This window comes from Phocaeicola sp. HCN-6420 (assembly GCF_037890145.1).
GTDB lineage: Bacteria > Bacteroidota > Bacteroidia > Bacteroidales > Bacteroidaceae > Phocaeicola.
The window spans coordinates 146,564-171,155 of record NZ_JBBKBJ010000004.1 but is presented as its reverse complement, the minus strand read 5'-3'; the positions used below and the strand labels follow the sequence as shown (position 1 = coordinate 171,155).

The window sequence follows — 24,592 nt, the reverse complement described above, 5'->3', positions numbered from 1 at the left end:
GCATCAAATGCCTTATCACTCTTACTTTTATCCCCCTAATTCTGCTTTTCTTCTTTTTCCCTGTTCCGGTAAATACTCTTTATCAAATTGCAAGCCATAGGCAAATCAATGCTTCCCGTGTTTATCATCAGGTTATAATGATGCGGCTCGCCCCATTTTTCTCCTGTATAATATTCATAATGAGCAATACGGTTATGGTTGATCCGCCTGATTTCCGTTTCAGCCTTATCTGCCGCAATGCCATATTCCTGCACGCAACGTGCGCATGCACCCTTCAAATCGGAATAACAGAAAACCTTAATCAGATTTGGATAATTCTTCAAAACAAAATCGGCACACCTGCCCACAATGATACACGATTCCTTTTCAGCCAGTTCTTCGATAATCTTACTTTCTGCAACAAACAATACATCATCCGACGAAAGGCTGCGTTCCAATGCCTGCTCGCTACTTTTACCTAAAATACATTTCAGCCAGAAAGAAGGAATAGACTGCTCGTTTTTCTTGATATATTGTTCGTCTATGCCACTCTTTTGTGCCACCAGATGAATAAACTCCTTATCATACAGCTTAATTCCCAACTCCTTGGACAGCATTTCACCCAGCAAATGTCCTCCACTTCCATACTCCCTTGCAATAGTAATGATAACATGCTGTGCATTCTTCAGAGTAACCGTAACCTTACCAGCCCCTTCATTAATCCATTTATCGAAACAACGGTAGTAAGGACTGATAAAATGTACGATCGGTCCAACCAGCAAAGCTGCGGCTACCGTTCCTTCACGCACCCCATAGATGCCCGACAGGAAACACAAAGACAGCACGCATGCGATACAGACCAGCGTAATATCGAAACACAACTTTACATAGCCAAACTCACCGTGAAAGCGTTTAGATATGACACGGACAAAATACTCCCCAGCCATCATTGCCACATCGGCCTTTACCTCCAGCGTAATTCCCGCCGCCAATACCACACATCCTACAAGCAAGTAAGCAATCTGGCTTATATACGTCACAGGCTCCACCCAATAAAGCATGTTCATACACACATCGATAAACGTACCGAAACACAAAGAAATCGGTATCTGAAGTAAAAACATCCGCAAGTCGTCTTTCAGTTCCCGCCACGTCATAAAAGGAAGTTCGAGAAGTACGAACAAAAGATTCAGGGCAATTGTCCACTGCCCTATGGTAAGTGGAGTAAACATACTCAGCACATAGGTAACACTCGTAATTGGAGATGTACCCAGCAAAGCCTTCGTTATAAGGGCGATACCCATGGCATTGACAAACAAGGAAACGGCAAACAAACCATACCGTCTATACATGAATTTATTCATAAAGCCTTCTATTGATTGGCGCAAAGTTCATGCTATTTTTTTTATTTCCATTCATAAAAGAATAACTGTTGTTGGTTAAAAACGAAACAAATCTTATTTTTGTAAAGAAAAAACCTTTTTATGAAATTATTTGATCCTGACAAAAACGGTTTCCCTGTTTCCGGTGAAGAAAATCCTCCTTATCATGTTGTAAAATGTTCTTTTGAGAAAGAGGGATCTGTCGTTTTGAAAAAAGGATTCTTTATTATTTTAGTTGCAAACGGAACAGCGTTGTTATCGAACAACAACGACAGTCACCTTATTCGGAAAAACGATCTGATCATACTGACTCCAAGTATGACCAACACCCTGCACGAGAAAAGTTCCGATTTTGCCATGACGTGCATTTATATCTATCCTGATTATTTCGATACGCTCTCGGACGGACAGGCAATGTATCATCAACTGGCCAGATTTATCAACAAATACAATATTCCAGCACTTCATCTGGAAACGGACACATTCTGCTATCTGCAACAAACAGCCGAGTTGTTCTCGGACAAACTGAAATGCTTCCGGATTTACCAAAACAGCATTACCAGTCATCTGTGCAATTTCCTATTATTGCAAATAGCCGACATTCTTTACCGGAATACCCAAAATGCTTCGGTCTGCATCAAGCGTACGGACGAGATATTCCGTAATTTCAAGAAATTACTCATCAACAATTACAAAAGACACCATGATATTCTGTTTTATGCCAACAAACTGAATATATCGACCACTTACCTTTCTCGTATCGTAAAACGTACAACCGGACGCACGGTACGCTTTCATGTATCGGAACTGCTCTGTGCAGAGGCAAGACGCCTGCTCGAAAGTACGGATATGGGAATAAAGGAGATAGCCGATAACCTCGGCTTTTCCGACCAGTCTGTCTTCGGCAAATTCTTCGTCAAGATGACAGGAGTTTCTCCACTCAAGTACAGGAAAAGATGAAAATCCTGAGAAATATAGAAAAAGGAAAAGAGCCAAGCATCTGATTACTCATTCTGCTTAGCTCTTTTCCTGGTACCCAGACCCGGTACAAGCCATAGAAATAATAGGAAAACAAAAGAATTTATTTTCCTTATTATCAGTTATTTGCATATTTCCTATTTTCTCCATTTTTGCCCTATTTTGCCCGTTTTCTGTTATTCAGTACACTTTTAGTACACTTTGAAATCTCATTTTCTTTTGTACCTTTGCAATATCGGAAAACAAAAGAAAATCAACTATTTAGTGTAATTACCCGGTTACGGTACCTAAATCGGGATAAAACCTCTAAACAATGGCAAAGTTAGAAAATAAAACGAAAGAGAACCCCAAGTTGGAGCAAAATAAGCTCTCGGACGGTAGAATAAGCCTTTACTTAGAGTATTATTTAGGTAGAGAGGAAAAGCCCGTATTGGATGAAAACGGTAATCAGGTGTATTACGATAGTGGGAAAATGCAAGGCAAGCCCAAGTTTGCAGTAAAGCATAACAGGCGAAAAGAAAACCTTAGCCTGTATCTGATAGACAAACCCCGTACTCCTGCGGAACGGCAACAGAACAAGGAAACTTTGGAACTCGCCATGCGCATACGTGCAGAGCGTGAACAGGAGTTTAAAGAAAGCATGTTGGGTTACCGCTTAAAGAAAGACAGGGCTGTTAATTTCTTGGACTACTTTCAAGCCTATATCAATAGCTATACCAAGAAAGATATTCGCATGGTGCAAATTGCGCTTAGCCGTTTTAAGGACTTCTTAAAAGAGCAATACCCCATGAATGAGTTTAGTATCAAACCGGAACTTATCACCAAAGAAATGATGGAGCAGTTTGTAGCCTATTTGCAATCCCGAAGTGTGGGTGAAGGTGCTAAAAGCATTTACCAGCGTTTCAAGAAAGTTATTCGATATGCGATTGACCATGATGTAATGTTGAAAGACCCATGTAAAAGTGTTACCTGTAAAGTGGATAGCCAAATGCTTCGAAAAGATGTGCTTTCTCCCGAAGAAATACAAAAGCTGATAGCTTGTCATTATGACAACGAAACCCCCACAATCAGACGAGCGTTTATCTTTTGTCTGTATTGCGGTCTGCGCTTCTGTGATGTAAAAGACCTTACTTATAAAAATGTGGATTATGCCAACCGATTATTGAAATTCGAGCAAAGCAAGACCAAGGGACATTCAGCCAGTAGCGGTGTGGTTATCCCCTTGAATGACGGTCTATTATCCATTATTGGCGAAGCTCCGGCAGATAAGAACTGTTTGATATTCGATTTGCCTACATACGAAAGCTGCTGCAAATCAGTAAAACGTTGGGTAAAGAGAGCCGGAATAGACAAGCATATAAGCTGGCATTGCGCCCGCCATTCGTTTGCCGTGAACATTCTGAACAATGGGGCAAATATCAAGACGGTAGCCAGTCTTTTAGGACATAGCGGATTGAAGCATACCGAGAAATACACCCGTGCCGTGGATAAATTGAAAGAGGAAGCAATAAACAGCCTACCCGAACTAAAGTTTTAACCACAAAAGACTTATCTTTGTAACTATGGACTTTGAAGCATTAGTAAAACATATCTGTACGATACAGAACACGTTGCAGGCACAAGCCGCACACGCTGTAAACCTTGCACTTACTTCCCGTAACTGGCTTATGGGGTGCTATATCGTAGAGTTTGAGCAGAACGGAGAAGACCGTGCCGCATACGGTGAACAACTGTTGAAAAAGCTGGAACAACGGCTGAAAACAAAAGGTCTGAATGAACGTAGATTCCGTGAATTTAGGCGGCTGTACCTTGTTTATCCACAACTGAAAAAACCTGTTACACAATACATTGCATCACAAATTCAAATTCGGCAGTCATTGACCGCCGAATTCACTGAACCAATTCGGCGGTTGGTGACCGCCGAATCTGAAAATGGCGTTTGGAAGCTATCAACAGAATACCCACAAACCGAAACATGGATGATTCCAGCTGATAGATTATTCAACAGATTATCTTCCACCCATTTAAATTCTATATCGGGAATTGAGAACCCGGTAAAACGTGCTTTCTATGAAATGGAAACTATTCGTGGCTGCTGGTCTGTAAAAGAGTTAGAGCGGCAAATCGCATCTTTATATTACGAACGTAGCGGACTATCTAAAAACAAAGAAGCCCTCTCCGCTTTAGTCCAGCAACAAGCAACCTTATTGCAACCCAAAGATGTTATCAACACCCCTGTTACTTTAGAGTTCTTAGGATTGAATGAACGAGCCTTAGTAACAGAAAACGACTTGGAGCAATCCATTCTTGATAACCTGCAACACTTCTTGTTGGAGATGGGACATGGTTTCTGCTTTGAAGCCCGGCAAAAACGTATCTTGATTGATGAAGATTATTTCTTTGCCGACCTCGTATTCTATCACCGCATTTTGAAGTGCCATATCATTGTGGAATTGAAGATAGACAAATTTCGCCATGAATACGCTTCGCAACTAAATATGTACCTTAACTACTTTAAAGCGGAAGTGATGCAGCCGGATGATAATCCGCCTATCGGTATTCTGCTTTGCACAGAAAAGGGAGATACATTGGTTAAGTATGCCACTGCCGGATTAGACCCGAATATCTTCGTACAGAAGTACATGATAGAACTTCCAAGCGAGGAAGAAATAAAGGAGTTCATTGCTTCCTCAAATTACTAACCTATCATAAAAAGTAATACTGGCGAAAAGAAGAATACTGTTTTTCTTTTCGCCAGCAACATATAATCTGCCGACAAAAAATAGGTTTAGTCCGTTTTGGATATATAAACAAAGGTATGAACTAAACTTGTAAATGTACTGATTTTTACTTGAATATTAAAAGTTAATTTATTCAAATACAGGAAGAAATAAATTATTTAATACGCTATTCTATTACTCATTTACATTATATTTGGATGTTGTTTATATAATTGGTTGAATGAAATATTTTCTATCCATATTATTTATATTTTCTCTCAATCTTGTCAGCCCACTTTTAGCCCAAGACAAGAATTCGGCAGATATGTCTGCTTTATTAGAGAATAAAATATGGAAAGTGCAACTTCCCAAAGACAAACACTATGCTATGGAAATGGAATTCCGCAGCGCTGGATGGAAACAGACCTTTCTATATGATGAAAAACAAACTGAAATATGCGATTCTTACTCTTTGCATGGAGATACAATAAAATCTTTTCAAAAGAATTACATTATTCAAGAACTGACAGATAGTACGTTGGTTCTCCAATATCTGCCGGAAAGTTTGACAATCGGAGTTACACCTGTCAGATGTACAACAGATAACAGTGTTCAAGGACAAAGGCAGAACGAAGAACGCTTGGATAGTATTTGGCGTAAAGAGGATATTTGGAATAAAGGTGTTGCTAAAATAACCGGAGAACCAATTAAAGATTTATCCACGATAGAACCTCCCCGATGGGCGGTATGGGATTACGATTTGACAAAATACTATGTTTCCCAAATGAAATACCCAGAAGAGTTGCTAAAAAAGAATGTGGCAGGTTATTCCGTAGTGATGTTTGCTCTTGACACATTAGGGCTACCACGCTGGAATACCATTTTGACGACCATCCATGAAGATTTTGACAAAGAGGTCATCAGACTGACCAAAGAGCTTCCACACTGCCTGCCTTGCAGGAACAAAAACGGCAAACGAATGGAGTGTCTTTATACGGTATATGTCCCTTTCCTGCCCCAACATTATAGGGATAGGGTAAAGGCGGACAGCGTTAGGGAAGAAGAATTGAAACAAAGTTTTGTGGAATGGGAAGCTGTGTCTTATTTTGAAAAAGCAAATCCGTATGCAATTACCAACTACATTAATGAACGCCTAACATACGATTCCAATCTATTAAACGGTAAAAAAGAAATCAAAGGGATTTATACGATACGCATTGATTCTTACGGAGAAATAATAAAGGTAGAGACCTTACGAGGTTGTGGCATACAAGAATGGGACAACCAAGTATTGCAAATCATAAAAGGTATGCCACGGTGGACTCCTACCATCAATTTTCATGGTAAAGGTGAATATCGGAACTCTGTTTGGACTGTACCTGTTTTATTCAAGAATGATAGTCCAACAAAAAATGAAGTTAATAACTATAATTGGCTTATCAAAACTCTAAGCAAATCATGTAAGTATCCACCTAAATTACAGAAAAAGAATCGAGAAGGGATGGTCTATGTTACATATAAATTAGATGGTAACGGATATATTACCAACCCCCAAGTTATTTCGTGTAACAACCGAAAATTCAAAAGAGCTGCACTAAATGCATTCAATGCTGTAACGGGTATTTCTATAACTTTACCAGCCCCAAAGGACACTCTTGTTTTTCAATTTAAATTGGATAGACCGACAACTCCTATCAACCCTCATACTGATGTTTTGATAATCGGCTACAGTTCTTGTGACACTCCAATTCTGATGCGATATGACGCCACACTGACTGCCCATACCACAGAGCCTTATTTGGAGGTGGGTGTTCCGGTCTGTTATCTGAATGAACGGGGCGATACCATTGTGCCATACGGCAAGTACAGATACTGTCAAACAGATACTATCAAAAAAATAGGTTTTGTTTATGAGAACAAGCCAAAGGACGCTCGAATAATCTGCATCAATGATGCGGGCAAAGAACTTTTCTATGTATTCAAATATGATAATGGTCCCGACTACATACAAGAAGGGCTTTTCCGTATAATGGACGAGGATGGATTGGTAGGTTTTGCCGATTCATTGGGTAATGTAATAATTGAACCTCAATTTAAGTTTGCCTACCCATTTAAAGGAGGAAAAGCCAAAGCAACTTTAAAAGGTGAACGAAAGGTAGTTCCTGAATCAGACGGAGAAAAACATTATTGGGAAAGCGAAACTTGGTTTTATATAGATAAGAAAAACAGGCGTTTAACTGATTAAAAACAAATAAATACCTAACCATCATGAAAACAAAACTATTTTTATCCGCTATTGTCTTCTTTATGGTTCTAACTGCGCAAGCGCAAGAAGTTAATGAACACTACATTGAAGTGACAGGTACATCGGAAATAGAAATCATGCCGGACAAAATTCACTACATCATTGAAATTCGTGAATACTTCGAGGAAGAATTTGATGGAAAGTCTAAGCCCGAAGAGTATCACACCAAAGTGCCATTGTCACAAATAGAACAAGGATTGCGAAAGAAACTTTCCGAAGTAGGTATTACGCAAGATGTAATCCGTACACAAGAGATTGGCGATTATTGGCGAAAGCAAGGACAGGATTTTTTAATATCCAAGCAATTTGATATTACACTGACTGATTTCAAACAGATAGATGAAATAATCAAGCACATAGATACGAAAGGCATTAATACGATGCGCATCGGTGAATTGGAAAATAAAGATATGTTGGCATATCACCAAAAAGGAAAGATAGAAGCACTAAAAGCTGCACAGCGAAAAGCTACTTATTTGGTTGAAGCCTTGGGTAAAAGATTAGGCAATGTCATACGCATTGTGGAAAAAGATAGCGGTAATGCTTTTCCGATAGCGCAAAGCAATGTCCTATCATCGAATGTTGCCTCATTCGACAATTTCCGTACCATTAAAAAGGACTATTCCATGCTGGTGCGTTTTGAAATTGTTGATTAGTAAGCTAAGCACAAAATTACATATCAAAAACGAAATAGCTGGAGTAAGAAAGTTTTCATTTCATCACTCCAGCTTTACTTCGTTTATGGTTTACCCAACTTATCGGCTTCTTTCTTTAGCTGTTCGGCTTGCTCGTTCAACAGCCTTGCACGTTCCAATGCTTCCGCCTGTTTCTTGCTGCGATATTCAAAATCTATCACAGAATCGGTCAGAATTTGAATGAAATCATTATCCCTCTGCCAGTTGAATTTGGTTTCCAGTATATCAAGGACTTCTCCGTTTGCCCAACCCTGCATCAGCAAAAAACGGTATTTCATATCATTGTCCTGTAACTGCTGCATCCGTGTAGCCAAACGGATATTTAACCATATGGAAGCGGAACAGAGAACCAGCACTGCCGAAAAAATAAACAATCCCGGACGAATCCAAGAAGTAACCTTGTTGTAAATCCGTTGATAGAACGGCAAGGGGGCAACTTCCTCTTTATCCGTCTTGTAGGAATTCAAGGTATCAACCATTATTTTAAAATTACGATAGATTTCCAATGATATTCTCTTGGTGTCCTCGATGTGCTGCTGCTGACCTTGCATCCTGTTCCGTACATCGTCAAGTTGACTTTGGATAGTCTGCAACTTCTCCACAGGAACAGCCGGATTACTATGCAGCCTCGACAATGCCTGTTCAATCGCTCCAAACCGTTCGAGAGTTTCCTCCCGGCTGGCTGGCGTTACCTGCGCTTCCAACTTCTCTTTCAGTTCTGTTACCATAGAGAGAAGCCCCTCTAAAATCAAGTTGTCTTCCATGTCTTTACAATTTAAGTCGTTTTTTCTTTTTCTTCTTCTTTCTCAAATTCAAGTTCGGCTCTTCATCCACCGGGGACGGTGATGCAAAAAACAGACCGAGCGAACCGCTTATAAACGGACTTTCTGCGTTACTCCGTGTGGGTATTTGTTCCCGGATGGGTGCGAAAGCTGTTTGCCGTTGACTTTCGGCAACATTCAAACCTGTATCTCCGAAATATCTATCCAGTTTGGAAAAACTGAAACTGCGGTCTATCTCCGAACCCTTGAATGTGTATTCTCCTTTGGAAAAGGATATACCCTGTATTTCATCAGTCTGTCCCTTTCGTTTGAACTGGATAGTGATACCCTTTTCCGCTAACCTGTGCTGCAACTGCTGCCAGTTGCGGGATTTGCCGATTTCATTTTTCACAGCCGTGTAAATCTCGTATTTCGACTTGTCCGGCTCTTTCAATCGGTGCTGTTTCACCTGCTCTTTCCCCTTGGCGAAATAAAGCCCATGTTTGGCTTTCAGCTTCTTGCATACCTGTTCGTTACGGTACATATCGTTCCTGTCCGAAATAGTCTTGCCGTTGTTGTCTATACGGTTGAACACGATATGCACGTGTGGATGCTCCCGGTCTTGATGGCGCACGATGATGTACTGCGTATCGGTGATTTTCATTTCACGCATATACTCCTGTGCAAGCTGTACCATCTTCTCGTCTGTCAATTTGGGTGCGTCCACTGCCGAATAGCTTAGTGCAATATGTCCAACCGGCTTTTTCAAGTCGGGATTCATCCCGGTCTGCATACAGAAACTGCGGATTATATCGCTCCGGCTCTCGGTCAGAACCCCATCCGCATGAAGCAAAACCGTCTGCTCCTTACCAAGCACATAGTTCACACAGCCCTTAAAACCGCTTCCTTTTTTTATTTTTCCAATCATCCGACAAATGGTTTATGATTTCAACAATCCTATCTTTGAGTTTCACCAATTCCACCGCCACCAATGCGAAACCTCCGGCATTTGCCCTATGCGCCAGCTGGTTGATGTTGTTGGCTTCCCCTACCAGCTTGCGGATAGCATCTGCATCCTGCCTGTTCAGCCGGGGTATGACCTCTGCCGAAATAACTGCTTGCCGGACATATTCACTGATGCGCACCCCGGCTTCCCCGGCTCGCTTCCTGATGGCGTAATACTGCAACTCGGTCAGCTTCGTACTGACTACCTTTTTCTGCTTTTCCGTCCGTTTCTTTGCCGGACGACCGCCCGGCTTGTCCTGTATCCTTTTCATGTCTTTTTACTTTTTGATGGTATCTTAGAAATTGCGACCAACGGGAGCGGTTTCCTTTGCGGTGAGCAAAGCAAGGTGGTTTCGGTCTACCGAAACATAACCTTGCTCTCCCTATGAAACCGCCAGCCGCTGGCAATCCTGCCGGATTAAATACCCCTGCCCTTCTTTTGTCTTGGGGCGGCACGTTGTCCGGTTTTCTGCTTTATTTCCTGTACTTGGCTGGCTGCGTTTTTCTGTTCCTGCTTCCTGCCGCACAGGTAATCGTTCAAGTCCGAATACCCCCTGTAATTGTGCGAGAAGTCACGCACACGGTAGGAGTATTCTAATTCGATAGCCCGTGTCGCCTTATACCCCGCCTCGTCATTGTCAAGCATACAGTGGATGCGTTCATACGGGTATAGCACATCAATGGCTTTCGGCACATTGACAGTCGAGTTAAGAATAACATAGTCCTACCTGTCAAGGTCAGGCATGGTCGGACAGTTCTTCATGCGGAGCGTAAGGAAAGAGAGGTAGTCCATGAATCCCTCGAATACCAGACACTTCTCTCTCGGCTCTCCCTGCTGCCGTATATGGGTGATGTCTTTCGGGGCAATACAGCCTTTGAAAAAGGAATTGCGAACCTCGTAACCTCCTGCCATGTTCGGGAACCCGATAGCAAAGAATGGCTTCCCGTTATTGGTAAAATGAAGTTCCTTACATTCTCTTTTTGCCAGCTCAATATTGATACCCCGTCCCTGCAAATAACGGAGCAATGCCGGATGAGTTAAGTCCCGGACTTCCAAATGTTGGAAACTTGGTTCTGTCCTACACTGGGGAAAAGAAAAACTGACTGGGCGAACATTCGGGGTCTGCTCTTCTATCCTCTTTAAAAGGTAGGGCAGACTGTCGGAAAAGTAAAGTTCCTTTGCCAGGGCGATGATGTTGCCGCCTTTTCCTGCGCCAAAGTCATACCAAAGGTTGCGGTCTGTATTCACCTTAAAGGACGCTTCGTGTTCCTCTCTCAATGGTGATTTATACCATAAACCGTTACCCTGCCGCTTGACGGGCGAATAACCTAAACTATGCAGATAATCTGCGATGGGTATTTGTTTCACATCTTCGATGTTCATAATATTTTCTTTTTGGGGATTAAAAAATAGTTGAAAAGTGCGCCAGTCCTGTTTAGTCCGTCATATATATACCCGTACCATACTAAACCTGCCTGCTGTCGATACCGGGAAACAGACAGTCCGTTCCGCTTATATATACACCCGGACTAAACCAAACCGACTTTTAATAATGAAAATCGGGATTGTAGCGATAGCCCTTACCCTCTTTCACAATCATGCGCTTGTTCACAAGGAACTTGTTAAGCGACACAAGGACATTGCGTCCACGCTCGTAACCTATACTTGCGTAACCTTGTTTCAATGCCGCTATCACATTGGAATAGCCTTGTACAACCTGCTTGCCAAAACCGTTCTCCAATGCTTCCCGGTGCTGCTGTTCCGTCAGCTCTGTAAGCGGAAAGTTCCTGTCTTGTTTGGGTTGCTGGAATACATAACCGTCCATGACTTCGGGCAAAGCGTTGTCATTGATGCGAAATGCGAACGGGTCAAACTCCCGGTCACGTATGTGCATCGCCTTTACTTCACTTATATTGCCGTCCTGCGTGCTTTTCGTGATTTGCAGGACGGTTTCAGCTTTGTTGTTCAGCTCTGTACCGATATGTCCTCTTGTGTTATCATCCCCCTTGTTCAAATGCAGTACGGTATGGATATGCAGATTATACCCACTTGACCAGCGCATCAAAAGGTTGATTAGGTCGGTCGATTCGCTCGGACTGTTGATGTCGTACATCAAATCACGGATTCCGTCAATGATGAGCAACCCCACATCGGGCATATTCTCTAACATATAGCCAATTATCTGCTTACGTTTGTCGGGGGTCTGCTCCCTTAACACAATGAAAACAAAATCGTCCACATCTTTATCGGTCGGCAGTCCGGCAAGGCGCAAAATACGTTCCATGACCTTATGGCAATGGTACTTGCTCTGCTCGGTATCAACATAGAGAATTTTGCGCTTGTTCGGTGGCAGATATGCCGAATACTTCAAAACCTCGTCATTCTTCAATGCTGCCGCAACAATGGCGGAAATGTTGAATGTCTTTTTGCTCTTGGCTTTGCCTGTGGATGCACTGAAATTGCCCAACGTGCCGATAGTAGAACCGTTCACCCAAAGAATTTCGGGCGGTACTTCATAAGTGTCCGTCACCTTTAGACGAATGGTTTTCCAAAGGGCTGCAAAATCTTCTTTCGTCATGGCTGTACCTTGTCCGATTTCCTCTTTCGTCTTGTTTTCCATAGCCATTATTTCTTTAGAGGACGGTTAAGGATATACTTCTGCGCTTCCTGCTCTATCTGCGCCTGCGTCTTCACCGGGTTCTGACGCAACCATGCTTCCAGCTCAGCCTTTTCAAAATAAAGCATTTTGCCCTGCGGCTTGTAATGGGGTATCAAGTTACCCGAAGTCAGCTTGTACAGGTAACTTTTAGAAAGGTTCAAGAACCTGCTCGCTTCATCGAAGCTAAGCACGTTCTTTGAAAGGAACAACATCTTTTCGAGTTCGGAAACTCTTAACTCCAAGTCTTTTTCCATATCGTTTGGGATTTTAGGTGAAACAATATGAAGGTGCGCACCCTCGTCTTTTGTGTTAACGGGAGCAAAGTTAAGAGGTTGAAAATGAAGTCTAATTGACCTTTGTTTGAGCGTTCAATCTATGCTCAACCTTTTTGCAGTTGTTTGATGTATTTGTCTATAATTTCATATCCTTTCGGATAGATGTTCTTCGCCTGGTCTGTCGCACTCGACAAGTCAGTGCGTGTAAGCGGTTCTCCTTTTATCTTCTTCAATATCAACTTGTTGTTTGCTATAACTGACTGCCACTCATAAACGATGTAGTTATAACAGCTGAGTTGCATCATTAGGTAAGCCAACAGACGGGTATTATTAACTTTCAATACACCGTCCAACTTACAGTTGAAAAAATCGGTAAGTATTTTGGTGCTGACAGTAGTAGTAAACATATTCGCTTCGTTCACACATTCAGTCAGAAGTTTGATTTCATTGGCTTTCAAAGTGGATTTGAAGGGATTGCTTTTACCCACAATCTTGGCTGGAGTGGTTTCTACACTTTCATCTTTTTCTTTTGGCAAGACTTGTTCTTGGGGGGCAATAGAATCTGTATAGTATTTGCTTTCCTGTTCTTGCAGAAAGTACAAATACTTAGAAAGTACCACAAGGCTAACAATGATGGAAAAATAGGGAAGTCGTTCATCATAGCAAGACGGTTCATGCAAATATGCGTCCATATCAAAATCAGAACAGCGGAAAACGATGTACTTTTTCCTCTCATTAGAGTTTAAGTCCTCAAAATAACCGCTTTCCCACAAAAAATCGGGAACATCCATATCCTGTACAATATCACGCACGACACGGTATTTTTGCTGAATGGCTACTATATTTTCGGTAACACGGAAAATTTCCTGTCGCAAATAATCCTTTAGCTGAGCCTGTGTCAGATATTCACGCTTTAAAAATAGTGCATCAACCTTAGTTTTATAGCCATGCGATACGCAACTATCTAATATCTTCTGTATCTCTCTGAAATTGGTTTCTATATGATTTTCCATAACTGTACCTTATATAAATTTGTTCTCAGATACAAATATAAGGTGGAAATCGCATTTTCCGAGAAAACATCAGCAATAATAAGACAGAAAAGAACGCATAAGAGTTAAGAAATCATAAAGATGAAAGGATGAAAACCACAAAAGTACACTCTATTCTTGTTTTTGTCGCTCAGTACACATTTAGTACGCCTTACAGAAAGAGAAAACCCTGATAATCAGTCGATTATCAGGGTTTATTTGTACCCAGACCCGGGGTCGAACCGGGATGGATGTTACTCCACTGGTGTTTGAGACCAGCGCGTCTACCGATTCCGCCATCTGGGCAACTTGCTTTGGGAAAATGTTTCCCCTCAATTGCGGTGCAAAGGTAGACAAATATTTTTAAATGACAAGCGTTTGAGATAAAAAAGTGAAAATATTTTTCATCTAACACTATTTAGAACTCTTTCCAAGCTATGTTCGAAAAATAAAGGTTATCTTAGCATAAACATTTAAAGCTACGCCAATATCATGAATAACAACTACTACTGTATCATCATGGCCGGAGGAATGGGACGCCGTTTCTGGCCTTACAGTCGCAAAGCATTACCTAAACAGTTTCTCGATTTCTTTGGCACCGGACAGACCTTATTGCAACAAACTTTCGACAGATACAAGAAAATTGTTCCTGCAAGTAATATTTATATTACGACTCATACCGATTATAAACAAATCGTACTCGACTTATTACCTGAAATAACAGAGAGCCAACTGATTATTGAAGAGGAAAGACGCAATACTGCACCTTCCATTGCATATGCATCACACGTTATCCAAAGAATCAATCCCAATGCAACGATTGTAGTTGCCCCCTCGGATCATCTGATTCTGAAGGCGGACGAGTTTAAGGAAGCTATCCTGAAGGGACTGGATTTCGCCTCCGAAAACGACAAGCTTGTTACGCTGGGCATCAAGCCCAACCGACCTGAAACGGGATATGGATATATACAGATTGACGAGGAAAAGAAGGGAGATTTCTATAAGGTTAAAACATTCATTGAAAAGCCGGCACGCGAATTCGCCGAAATATTCGTACAGAGCAATGAGTTCTATTGGAACTCGGGTATCTTTGTATGGCATGTGAATACAATCCTGAAAGCTTTCCACGAAATGATGTCGGAAATCTGCCCGCGTGTGGAATGCGATGTTCCCGACTTTACTTCGTGCCCCAACATATCCATCGATTACAGCATCATGGAAAAGGCAAACAATGTATACGTTCAGCTATGTGATTTCGGATGGGCCGATCTGGGTACATGGGATGCACTTTACGATGCTTCTCCTAAAGATGCCAACCATAATGTTATAATCAACAGCAATACGCTGCTGTACAACTGCGAGAACAATATCATCCTGATGCCGGAGGGACAGCTTGCCGTAGTACAGGATCTGGACGGCTATCTGATAGCTTCACGCGATAATGTTCTGCTTATCTGCAAGAAAGACGATCAGGATGCCATCCGAAAGTTTGTGAATGATGTAGAAATGAAGTTCGAAGAAAAATACTCCTGATTTCAGCTCCATACATACCTTTCCGTCAACTTTGCGTTTGCGTGTGGTAATGCGAAGAAAGGAAGATTATAAGGGTATAAAAAGTTTTTGTACAAAGATTTTTTGTTTTTGTACAAAAAATAAAAAAACGTCCCGACAAATAAACGAAAACGTGCCCACGTTCCAAACGAAACGTGGGCACGTTTTTTAGCAATTGTCCGCAGGATGATTCCGGAACCGCATCAATACTCGAAGGTAATGCCGATAGTAGGCAATAATGTTCCGCTTTCCTGCTTGATAGACTTCATGACATAACGCTGTTCGGAAAGGGGTGCCGACGGATTTTCTATCTGTCCCGTACTCATCAGCACATCGGGCTGGCGGAGTTTGCTCGCCGTAATGTTCTGGATGTCGAGGTAAATTCCGAACATACACTTCTTCCAGTAGAACATTTTGTCGACACGGATATCCAACTGACCGAATGCGGGCAGACGCTCCGTGTTGTAACGACTGTAATCGTAATAGGCTTTTCCCTGTACATTCCACGCTTCTACCAGCGACGATTTCTCCACATCGTAGGGTGTATACGGGGAACCTCCTATGCAACTGACTTTCATTCCTACACTCCACTGCTTGGGAAAATTGTAGGTACCGCTCACGTTGAAGATAAAACGGTTGTCCCATGCCGACGGGACATAACCGCCTTCCTCACCGTTGCGGAATTCGCTTTTGAAAAGAGTCAATGACGAAGACAAGTTCAGACGCTGTACCAGCAACCATTTGAACATCAGTTCCACACCATACGAACGGCCCTCGGCTGTGGATACCAGACGTTCGTTCCCAATCACGCCGTAGTCATTTCCCTTGCAGGCCAAGGGGATGCCGTCGGTTACCGACAGCGGCATATCGTGATAGAACTTATAAAAACCTTCTGCCGACAGTTCCATGTTTTCATTCGGTTGCCATGTCAGTCCGACACTCTCCTGCGATACAGAGATATAATCCAGGTTACGGTTCAAGTACGTCCCGTCGTTTCCCTTGAATCCCAGTGCCGTATAAGGCGGAAGCTGGTAGTACAAGCCCATGTGTCCGCTCAGGAACAGGTTATCGATCAGGCGGAAAGACACCGACAGACGGGACGAAAGCTGCCGCCAAAGTTCTTTCATCTTGTCACTGTAATTGTTTCCGTCGGTACGTACGCCGAGCGATGCCGTGAAACGTTCGTCGGGTGCCGTATAGTCCATTGAAGCAAAGAGTCCCCAACGGAATAGATCCAGGGCAGTACGGTAGTCGAATACTTGTGCCTCATCGGTAAAGACTCGCTGATAAGTCGTATTGGAGTATTGTGAATAATTCAGCTCGATGCCGGCATTCAGCTTCCACACGTTCCATGTAGACGTATTCTCCATCCGCAGTTTCGTTTCCTGTTCTACCGAACGCAGGCGGAGAGTCAGGTTGTCTTCCGAGCTTTCGTCGTTGTTAAGATACTTCAGGTTACGGTTGTTCAGATAGCTGTGACTCAAGGTAACCGACTGCACATGTGGTCCGGCATAATGACGATAGACGCCTCCCAGCGTAAAGGTTTCCTGATTGATTTTCGGCAGATACCCTAAAATGTATTCAGCATCCTCACCTTCGATGTCAAAATTCAGTTTCATGCGGTCTATGCCTCCCAATCCGAGCAGGGTAAGTTCATTCTGATCGTTGAAACGGGTTTTCAACTTGAACGAAGCATCCGTATAAGCCGGAAGCAACGGCAATCCCAAAACCTTAAAGAGCATCTGCAAATACGACTGCCGGACAGAAACCAGATAAGAGGTTTTGTCGCCCAGATGTCCGTTGGAAGTAAGTGACACTTCCGAAGCTCCCAGTGTTGCTTTTACGGAATTGTGCTCCATATCGCCGTCGCGTAAGCTGAAATCGAGCACCGAACTCAAGGCATTTCCCCTGTTGGCAGGAAAAGCTCCGCTGTAGAACTTCACATTTCGTATCAGGTCGGCATCAATCAGTCCCACCGGACCTCCCGAAGCTCCTTGCGTACTGAAGTGGTTAATATTCGGAATTTCTACGCCATCCAGGTAAAAACGGTTCTCCGACGGTCCGCCTCCGCGCACAATCAGGTCGTTTCGATAGCCAATCGGCGAAAAGGCGACTCCCGGATAATTCTGCACTACTCGCGAAATATCACGATTTGCCCCGGGAGCTTTCTCTATTTCCTGCAAGCCGATAACCCGAAGACTGACCGGACTTTCGGGTACCCGCTGAAAAGGAGAAGCTGTGATGGTTACTCCCTCCAACTGGGTTCCCTCCTCTTCCATTTCTATCTGAATGTGCGGTGTGCGGTGATTAACACGGTACTCGGATGTAAAAACTGTTTTGTAGCCCAGCATGGACGCTTGCAGACGGTAAATACCTGGAGGAACCTGCTCGACTGCAAAATGTCCTTCGGCATCTGTAGACGAACCTATTCCCAGACCTACAACCAGTACATTGACAAACTCCAGCGGCTTTCGGCTTGTCTTGTCTATCACTGTACCTTCTATCCGGTAGGTTTGAGCATGCACCAGCATACAAACAGCCAGCAGCATGAAGAAAGTAACTGTTCTTTTTGCCATAATATCTTCTTTAGGATTATCATAAATCAAAAAAAGCCATCCTGTGAAAAAGGATGGCTTTCATTCTTGTGTATATCTATAGGAGGAGGTATCAAGCTTTGCCTTCCCAGGCTTTATGAATACTTTCGGCAATGGCCTTAAATTCGTCATCGCTCAATTTCAGTTTCGGATTAGAAAAAAGCATATCCGATTCCTTCTGCATAGGAATCAAGTGAATATGAGCATGGGGAACTTCCAGACCCATAACGGCCTCACCTACTTTCCGACAAGGGAATGCCTTCTGAATAGCCAGTGCCACATGTTTGGCAAATACATGCATAGCAGCCAGTTCTTCATCGCTTAAATCGTAAATATAGTCGACTTCGCGTTTCGGAACTACCAAAGTATGTCCCTTTACCAACGGATTTATATCCAAAAAAGCATAGAACTGTTCGTTCTCTGCTACCTTGTAGCTGGGTATTTCGCCCGCAATGATCTTACTGAATATAGTTGCCATAATCTGTATATATTAAAAAAGGCAAGCCTGCGACAAAGCAGACTCGCCTCATAGTTAAAACGATATTCCTGTTACTTCAAGACTGATTTTACCCTGCGGGATTGTGATTTCGGCAATATCACCAACTTTCTTGCCCAGCAAGCCCTGAGCAATCGGAGTATTTACAGAAATCTTTCCTTGCTTCAGATTGGCTTCTGTTTCCGATACGATAGTGTATGCCATCTTCATACCCGTCTTCACATTCTTCAGTTCTACACGGCTAAGAATCTGTACGGTATCAGCCTTCAACTTTGATGTATCGATAATCTTTGCATCGCCGATGGTGGCTTTCAACTGGTTTATTTTCATTTCCAGCATACCCTGAGCTTCCTTTGCAGCATCGTACTCTGCATTTTCCGACAAGTCACCCTTATCACGTGCTTCGGCAATAGCTGCTACAATTTTCGGACGCTCAACTGCCTCCAGTTGTTTTAGTTCTGCTACCAACTTCTGGTAGCCTTCTTCTGACATATAAGCCATAGTTTTTTCCTCCTTATTATTCGGTTATTAATTAAATTGTTCTTGCTTATAAAACAAAAAAGAATCCCGATACACAAAAGAATGTATCGGAACCCTTCTCTGTTATGACTTTGGCAAAGATACGCCTTTTTACGATACCAGTCAAGTACCGAAGCGTACTATTTTCACATGCTTTTCAACATGTTATAATAATTTCTTAATTGCTTCCTCCAAGTTGGTTTTCTCACCAATTCGCATGCTCAATTCATTATTCCGGCTTACAAGAAAGGCTGTAGGCAACTGGGTTACGCCATACAAGTTTACGTAAGTAGAATAAGGCCCCTGCGGATCGCGTACACAAATCCATGGCAGATTGTCGGCTGCGGTTTTCCAGAAATGCTCATCAGTGTCGAGTGAAATCTGATATATTTCCAAGCCTTGTGAAGCATATTTATCATATATTTCACGCAACAGGAGATTACGAGCTCCCGATTCAGCACTGCCATATGCTGTAAAGTCTATCAAAACAACCTTTCCCTTCAAGTCTGTAAGATGGTGTGTCGTACCATTTATATCCTTCAAAGGGATATCGATAATGGAAGTCTCCTGTATCTTGTCAGCAGGAATATCCAAAGGCTTTACCTGGGGAGCGCGGGTATTCTTCATACCTTTTATCACCATATTATATAGATTACGCGAACGATCGGCATGTGGATACATGTTGTTCATACTGGTAGCTACCGCTGCAAAGCATTTTACATCCTCTTTATTGTTCAACGGATCGAAAATCATATATCCGTTCAACACCTGAAACAAGGCGAAATATGCATAGGATTTATTAGGACCGACAAAAATATATTTTCGCTTTACATTATCCTTATATGCATTTACCATGTGCGCCAGACTGTCTTGTACAACGCCAACTGGCATTCCTGATTGTGCCAGCTTATTGACGCGCTCTTGTAAATCGGCCTGCAACAGGACCAGTTCCTTGATTTTCTGGTTATTTTCTGAACCTTGTATGTCGTAATCCGTTGCAAAGTTTTTATAATCAGCCTTAACACCGACAGTTTCAGTAGAATCGACCGAGAAGTTTATAACTTTATTCTCGATTCGCAACCGATAAAAATCAGGCGCTTCAGGACGAGCAGCAGAAAAACTAAAAGTTCCATCACTTCCCAATTCTACAGAATCGAGTGCAACAATACCATCCAGGCCGGTCTGTTCCAAATACAACATTTTATCGGCAGCATCGGTTACCTCTCCCTGCACTTTAAAAGCAGGCTCGTTGTTGCAGGCTGCTACGCCCGCGAACAACAGAGCTGCAGCGATATAAGCATTTCTTTTCATTAGCGATTATTATTCATTTCGGGATGCAAAGATACGGCTTTTTACGAGTTCACAAAGTTTTTATTCAAGTTCTTACAAAATGACATAATTTTTTTAGCCTGCTTTTCCTTGTGATATTACATAATGTAAGGTCAGGACGAAACAAAATAATATAAAAAAGGGGCATACTACGAAACTTTTATCTCATTTTCACCCAATTACTACAATAATATTTGTATCTTTGCGCGAACTTTAAGAAGACTTTTATATTAAAACATTTTTTATGATCAATCCTATTGTTAAGACGATCGAGTTAAGTGATGGAAGAACCATTACACTCGAAACGGGAAAGCTGGCAAAACAGGCAGATGGTGCTGTTATGCTACGCATGGGTAATACCATGTTGCTGGCTACTGTTTGTGCAGCAAAAGATGCAGTTCCCGGTACAGATTTTATGCCGCTTCAGGTAGAGTACAAAGAAAAATATTCAGCATTCGGACGTTTTCCGGGTGGCTTTACCAAACGTGAAGGCAAAGCTTCTGATTATGAAATCCTGACTTGCCGTTTGGTAGACCGCGCTTTGCGTCCGTTGTTCCCCGATAACTTCCATGCAGAAGTTTATGTAAATATCATTCTGTTTTCAGCAGACGGCGTAGACATGCCTGATGCATTAGCCGGTCTGGCTGCTTCTGCCGCACTGGCTGTTTCTGACATTCCGTTCGGAGGCCCTATCTCAGAAGTACGTGTAGCACGTATCGACGGTCAGTTCGTTATCGACCCGACTTTCGAACAGCTTGAAAAGGCTGATATGGACTTGATGGTAGCCGCTACTTACGACAACATCATGATGGTAGAAGGCGAAATGAACGAAGTAAGCGAACAGGATTTGCTGGCAGCTTTGAAATGCGCTCACGAAGCTATCAAGATACATTGTAAGGCACAGATGGAACTGATGGAAGAAGTTGGTTCTACTGTAAAACGCGAATACTGCCACGAAGAAAACGATGAGGATTTGCGTAAAGCTGTTCACGATGCTTGCTACGACAAAGCTTATGCCATTGCAGCATCAGGAAATCACAACAAACATGAACGTCAGGATGCTTTCGATGCTATCTGTGAAGAATTCAAAGCTCAGTTCACAGAAGAAGAACTCGAAGAAAAAGCACCTATGATAGACCGTTATTATCATGATGTAGAAAAAGAAGCTATGCGTCGTTGCATCCTCGATGAAGGTAAACGTCTGGATGGTCGTAAGACAACTGAAATTCGTCCAATCTGGTGCGAAGTTGGTCCGTTGCCTTACCCACATGGCTCTTCAATCTTCACTCGTGGTGAAACACAATCATTAAGTACCGTTACTTTGGGAACTAAACTTGATGAAAAGATTGTAGACGATGTACTCGATCAGCATAAAGAACGTTTCTTGTTGCATTATAACTTCCCTCCTTTCTCAACAGGTGAGGCAAAAGCACAACGCGGTGTAGGTCGTCGTGAAATCGGTCACGGACATTTGGCATGGCGTGCATTGAAAGGTCAGATTCCTGCTGACTATCCTTATTGTGTACGTGTCGTTTCAGATATTCTTGAATCTAACGGTTCTTCTTCTATGGCTACGGTATGTGCCGGAACATTAGCCTTGATGGATGCTGGTGTACCTATCAAGAATCCGGTATCAGGTATTGCAATGGGATTGATCAAAAATGCCGGAGAAGAAAAATATGCTGTCTTGTCGGATATCCTGGGAGATGAAGATCATCTGGGAGATATGGACTTCAAGGTTACAGGTACGAAGAACGGTATTACAGCAACACAGATGGATATCAAGTGTGACGGTTTGACTTACGACATTCTTGAAAAAGCACTGATGCAGGCAAAAGAAGGTCGTGAATATATTCTGAGCAAACTGACAGAATGTATTGCAGAACCACGCAAGGAACTGAAACCAAATGCTCCGCGTATTGAAACTATGACTATTCCGAAAGAATTTATCGGTGCTGTAATCGGCCCGGGCGGAAAGATCATTCAGGGTATGCAGGAAGAAACAGGTGCTACAATCACAATCGAAGAAGTTGACGGTGCAGGACGTATCGAAATTGCTGGAAATAACAAGAAGACTATCGATGATGCTATGCGTCTGATCAAAGGTATTGTTGCTGTACCTGAAATTGGTGAAGTATATCAGGGTAAAGTACGTTCTATCATGCCTTATGGTGCATTCGTAGAATTCCTTCCTGGCAAAGATGGTTTGTTGCACATTTCAGAAATCGACTGGAAACGTCTGGAAACTATCGAAGAAGCTGGTCTGAAGGAAGGTGACGACATCGAAGTGAAATTGTTGGATATCGATCCGAAAACAGGTAAATTCAAATTATCACACAAGGTATTGTTACCGAAACCAGAAGGTATGGCAGAAGGAAACCACGCAAAACGTGAACGTAAGCCTCAACAGAACAAGGAACAAAAACAATAATCCTTCATATATCTTTAATAAAAAAGGTTGCCTAAGGGCAACCTTTTTTTTATGCAACCAAGTAACTCAAGTCACAAGTAACAGACTGAAACGCCGCCCTTCATTAGCAGGTTACCAATAACAAGGGACAAGCATCCAGACAGAAATAGCCCGACTTGTTTCGGATAAATCCGCATGCAAGTCGGGCTATATTATATTTTTCGGCCGGAAATTATTCTGTAACTTCCTGGAAATCTTCTTTTCCTACACCGCAAACCGGGCAAACCCAGTCATCAGGAAGATCTTCAAACGCTGTTCCCGGAGCGATACCACCATCTGGATCTCCAACCTCTGGGTCATAAACCCAATCGCATACTGTGCAAATGTACTTTTTCATAATTTTATCGTTTATTCTAAGTTAGTATTTATTGTTACTCTACTATGAAAACAAATATAGAAAGAATTTGTTTACACTGTTTCATTTAGTAACATATTTTTTAATTCTTCCATACCTTCTGACGCTCCTTTACGAATAACATGTACTTGCCGCCCCGAAGCAATGGCGACTTCTTTCGGATCGATAAGGTATACCGGAACACGAGAAGGGACATAATTCAGCAAACCGGCAGCAGGATAAACATTCAAGGATGTGCCAATAATGACAAATATATCAGCCTGTTCTGCATAATCAATAGCTGTTTCTATCATTGGCACACTTTCTCCAAACCAGACTATAAACGGACGCAGTTGTGAACCGTCAGCAGCTACATCCCCCATTTTTACTTCATACTCTTCTGGCTTTAATTCCTTTATAAACTTAGGATTGTTCGGTTGCCAACTGGATGTAACTTTAGTGAGTTCTCCATGCAAATGAATAACATGGTGACTGCCTGCACGCTCATGCAAATTATCAATATTTTGTGTAATAACTGTCACATCAAAATATTTTTCAAGTTCTGCTATCAACTCATGTCCTCGATTAGGTTTCACTGTCAGCAATTGTTTACGCCGTTCATTATAAAAATCGATTACCAACTTCGGATTGGCAGCATAACCTTCGGGTGTAGCAACTTGCTCTACAGGATAACGATCCCATAAGCCACCCGAATCACGGAATGTACTGATACCGCTTTCAGCACTCATTCCCGCACCAGTGAGTATTACCAGCTTTTTCATACACAAATATTTTCGTTCTATTTTAGATACAGTGACAAAAATAAGAATTTTTAATCGCTTAAAGATGCTCATATTCAAAGAAAAAAGATACCTTTGCCATGCTTTTAAAGAATATTACATACTAATAAATATAATTACATGGATAAATTTAGTTACGCCATTGGTCTGGGTATAGGCCAAAATCTGTTAAGCATGGGTGCCCGCGGCATCGAAGTAAACGACTTTGCACAGGCTATCAAAGACGTATTAGAGGGAAACCAGACAGCTATTACTCATACCGAAGCTCGTGATATTGTGAACAAATATTTCACCGAGCTGGAAGAAAAGATGAATGCTGAAAATATAGCAAAAGGAAAGAAATTCCTCGAAGAAAACAAAAAGAACCCAAACGTTGTAACATTACCAAGCGGACTGCAATACGAAGTTATCAAGGAAGGCAACGGTAAAAAGCCGAAAGCAACTGACCGTGTACGCTGCCACTATGAAGGAACATTGATAGATGGTACCTTGTTCGATAGTTCTATCAAGCGTGGTGAACCTGCTGTATTCGGCGTCAACCAAGTTATTAAAGGATGGGTTGAAGCACTTCAGCTTATGTCTGAAGGTGCAAAATGGAAACTTTATATTCCTTCAGAACTGGCATATGGTGCACAGGGAGCAGGTGAAATGATTCCTCCTCACAGCACATTGATTTTTGAAGTAGAACTGATTGAAGTTCTCTAAGAA

Annotated in this window: 21 protein-coding genes, 1 tRNA gene and 1 pseudogene; 8 read left to right on the top strand and 15 right to left on the bottom strand. The window is 42.2% G+C overall.

Going from position 1 to position 24,592, the window contains the following annotated elements; genetic code table 11:
- Positions 1–35 precede the first annotated feature (35 nt).
- Positions 36–1,343 (bottom strand): cytidylate kinase family protein, encoded by a 1,308-nt coding sequence (locus WKT12_RS04495; protein WP_340318894.1) that lies wholly within the window; start codon positions 1,341–1,343, stop codon positions 36–38.
- 120 nt (positions 1,344–1,463) lie between these two features.
- Between WKT12_RS04495 and WKT12_RS04490 the strand changes: the two genes are divergently transcribed.
- The 5 genes from WKT12_RS04490 (at position 1,464) to WKT12_RS04470 (ending at position 8,020) form a co-directional block, all read left to right on the top strand.
- Positions 1,464–2,321: a helix-turn-helix domain-containing protein gene (locus WKT12_RS04490; protein ID WP_340318893.1), complete on the top strand. Its 858-nt coding sequence runs from the start codon at positions 1,464–1,466 to the stop codon at positions 2,319–2,321.
- A gap of 331 nt (positions 2,322–2,652) precedes the next feature.
- The gene (locus WKT12_RS04485; RefSeq protein WP_119219419.1) at positions 2,653–3,876 is read left to right on the top strand and encodes a site-specific integrase; all 1,224 of its coding nucleotides are present in this window, start codon (positions 2,653–2,655) and stop codon (positions 3,874–3,876) included.
- A 25-nt stretch (positions 3,877–3,901) separates the two neighbouring features.
- Positions 3,902–5,041 carry a PDDEXK nuclease domain-containing protein gene (locus tag WKT12_RS04480; protein WP_340318892.1) on the top strand — a complete coding sequence of 380 codons (1,140 nt, stop codon included), beginning with the start codon at positions 3,902–3,904 and terminating at the stop codon, positions 5,039–5,041.
- Positions 5,042–5,300: 259 nt separating this feature from the next.
- Complete coding sequence (locus tag WKT12_RS04475) at positions 5,301–7,304, top strand: energy transducer TonB (RefSeq protein WP_009123684.1); 2,004 nt, start codon at positions 5,301–5,303, stop codon at positions 7,302–7,304.
- 23 nt (positions 7,305–7,327) lie between these two features.
- Positions 7,328–8,020, top strand: coding sequence for an SIMPL domain-containing protein (locus WKT12_RS04470; RefSeq protein ID WP_005863300.1), 693 nt, complete (start codon positions 7,328–7,330; stop codon positions 8,018–8,020).
- 83 nt (positions 8,021–8,103) lie between these two features.
- On the opposite strand, the gene WKT12_RS04465 is transcribed toward WKT12_RS04470, so the two are convergent.
- The 8 genes and pseudogenes from WKT12_RS04465 to WKT12_RS04430 all read right to left on the bottom strand — a co-directional run bounded on the left by WKT12_RS04465 (position 8,104) and on the right by WKT12_RS04430 (position 14,097).
- The gene (locus WKT12_RS04465; protein ID WP_009123682.1) at positions 8,104–8,823 is read right to left on the bottom strand and encodes a hypothetical protein; all 720 of its coding nucleotides are present in this window, start codon (positions 8,821–8,823) and stop codon (positions 8,104–8,106) included.
- A gap of 4 nt (positions 8,824–8,827) precedes the next feature.
- Positions 8,828–9,748, bottom strand: coding sequence for a relaxase/mobilization nuclease domain-containing protein (locus WKT12_RS04460; protein WP_119219418.1), 921 nt, complete (start codon positions 9,746–9,748; stop codon positions 8,828–8,830).
- Positions 9,714–10,097, bottom strand: coding sequence for a MobC family plasmid mobilization relaxosome protein (locus WKT12_RS04455; RefSeq protein ID WP_005633161.1), 384 nt, complete (start codon positions 10,095–10,097; stop codon positions 9,714–9,716). The genes WKT12_RS04460 and WKT12_RS04455 overlap by 35 nt, the downstream gene beginning before the upstream one ends.
- A 146-nt stretch (positions 10,098–10,243) precedes the next feature.
- Positions 10,244–11,209 (bottom strand): annotated as a pseudogene (locus WKT12_RS04450) (toprim domain-containing protein).
- 163 nt (positions 11,210–11,372) lie between these two features.
- The gene (locus WKT12_RS04445; protein ID WP_005633163.1) at positions 11,373–12,452 is read right to left on the bottom strand and encodes an AAA family ATPase; all 1,080 of its coding nucleotides are present in this window, start codon (positions 12,450–12,452) and stop codon (positions 11,373–11,375) included.
- Positions 12,452–12,739, bottom strand: a complete 288-nt coding sequence (locus WKT12_RS04440; protein ID WP_005633171.1) for a helix-turn-helix domain-containing protein — start codon at positions 12,737–12,739, stop codon at positions 12,452–12,454. Before WKT12_RS04440 ends, WKT12_RS04445 begins: the two co-directional genes overlap by 1 nt.
- Before the next feature lie 125 nt (positions 12,740–12,864).
- On the bottom strand, positions 12,865–13,773 hold the full coding sequence (locus tag WKT12_RS04435; protein ID WP_117462331.1) for a hypothetical protein: 909 nt from the start codon (positions 13,771–13,773) through the stop codon (positions 12,865–12,867).
- 240 nt (positions 13,774–14,013) lie between these two features.
- Positions 14,014–14,097 (bottom strand) — tRNA-Leu (locus WKT12_RS04430).
- 183 nt (positions 14,098–14,280) lie between these two features.
- On the opposite strand from WKT12_RS04430, the gene WKT12_RS04425 reads away from it, so the two are divergent.
- On the top strand, positions 14,281–15,324 hold the full coding sequence (locus tag WKT12_RS04425; RefSeq protein ID WP_340318909.1) for a mannose-1-phosphate guanylyltransferase: 1,044 nt from the start codon (positions 14,281–14,283) through the stop codon (positions 15,322–15,324).
- A 221-nt stretch (positions 15,325–15,545) separates the two neighbouring features.
- Here the strand turns inward: WKT12_RS04425 and WKT12_RS04420 are convergent, their stop codons facing one another.
- From WKT12_RS04420 to WKT12_RS04405, 4 genes are all read right to left on the bottom strand, one after another.
- Positions 15,546–17,891, bottom strand: a complete 2,346-nt coding sequence (locus tag WKT12_RS04420; protein WP_340318908.1) for a TonB-dependent receptor — start codon at positions 17,889–17,891, stop codon at positions 15,546–15,548.
- A 118-nt stretch (positions 17,892–18,009) separates the two neighbouring features.
- A complete protein-coding gene (locus tag WKT12_RS04415) occupies positions 18,010–18,414 on the bottom strand; it encodes an HIT family protein (RefSeq protein ID WP_340318891.1) in 405 nt (134 codons plus the stop codon).
- A gap of 54 nt (positions 18,415–18,468) precedes the next feature.
- A complete protein-coding gene (gene greA / locus WKT12_RS04410; protein ID WP_340318890.1) occupies positions 18,469–18,933 on the bottom strand; it encodes a transcription elongation factor GreA in 465 nt (154 codons plus the stop codon).
- Positions 18,934–19,116: 183 nt separating this feature from the next.
- Entirely contained in the window at positions 19,117–20,262 is a 1,146-nt protein-coding gene (locus tag WKT12_RS04405; protein ID WP_340318889.1) for a TlpA disulfide reductase family protein, read from the bottom strand.
- A 262-nt stretch (positions 20,263–20,524) separates the two neighbouring features.
- Between WKT12_RS04405 and pnp the strand changes: the two genes are divergently transcribed.
- On the top strand, positions 20,525–22,711 hold the full coding sequence (pnp, locus tag WKT12_RS04400; RefSeq protein WP_340318888.1) for a polyribonucleotide nucleotidyltransferase: 2,187 nt from the start codon (positions 20,525–20,527) through the stop codon (positions 22,709–22,711).
- Positions 22,712–22,922: 211 nt separating this feature from the next.
- Here the strand turns inward: pnp and rd are convergent, their stop codons facing one another.
- Together rd and WKT12_RS04390 are read right to left on the bottom strand one after the other, a co-directional pair.
- On the bottom strand, positions 22,923–23,087 hold the full coding sequence (gene rd / locus WKT12_RS04395; RefSeq protein WP_021972063.1) for a rubredoxin: 165 nt from the start codon (positions 23,085–23,087) through the stop codon (positions 22,923–22,925).
- A 71-nt stretch (positions 23,088–23,158) separates the two neighbouring features.
- Positions 23,159–23,866: an SIR2 family NAD-dependent protein deacylase gene (locus WKT12_RS04390; protein ID WP_021972062.1), complete on the bottom strand. Its 708-nt coding sequence runs from the start codon at positions 23,864–23,866 to the stop codon at positions 23,159–23,161.
- 138 nt (positions 23,867–24,004) lie between these two features.
- Here WKT12_RS04390 and WKT12_RS04385 point away from each other — a divergent pair, with 138 nt between their 5' ends.
- Complete coding sequence (locus WKT12_RS04385) at positions 24,005–24,589, top strand: FKBP-type peptidyl-prolyl cis-trans isomerase (protein WP_021972061.1); 585 nt, start codon at positions 24,005–24,007, stop codon at positions 24,587–24,589.
- The last annotated feature ends 3 nt before the right edge of the window (positions 24,590–24,592 follow it).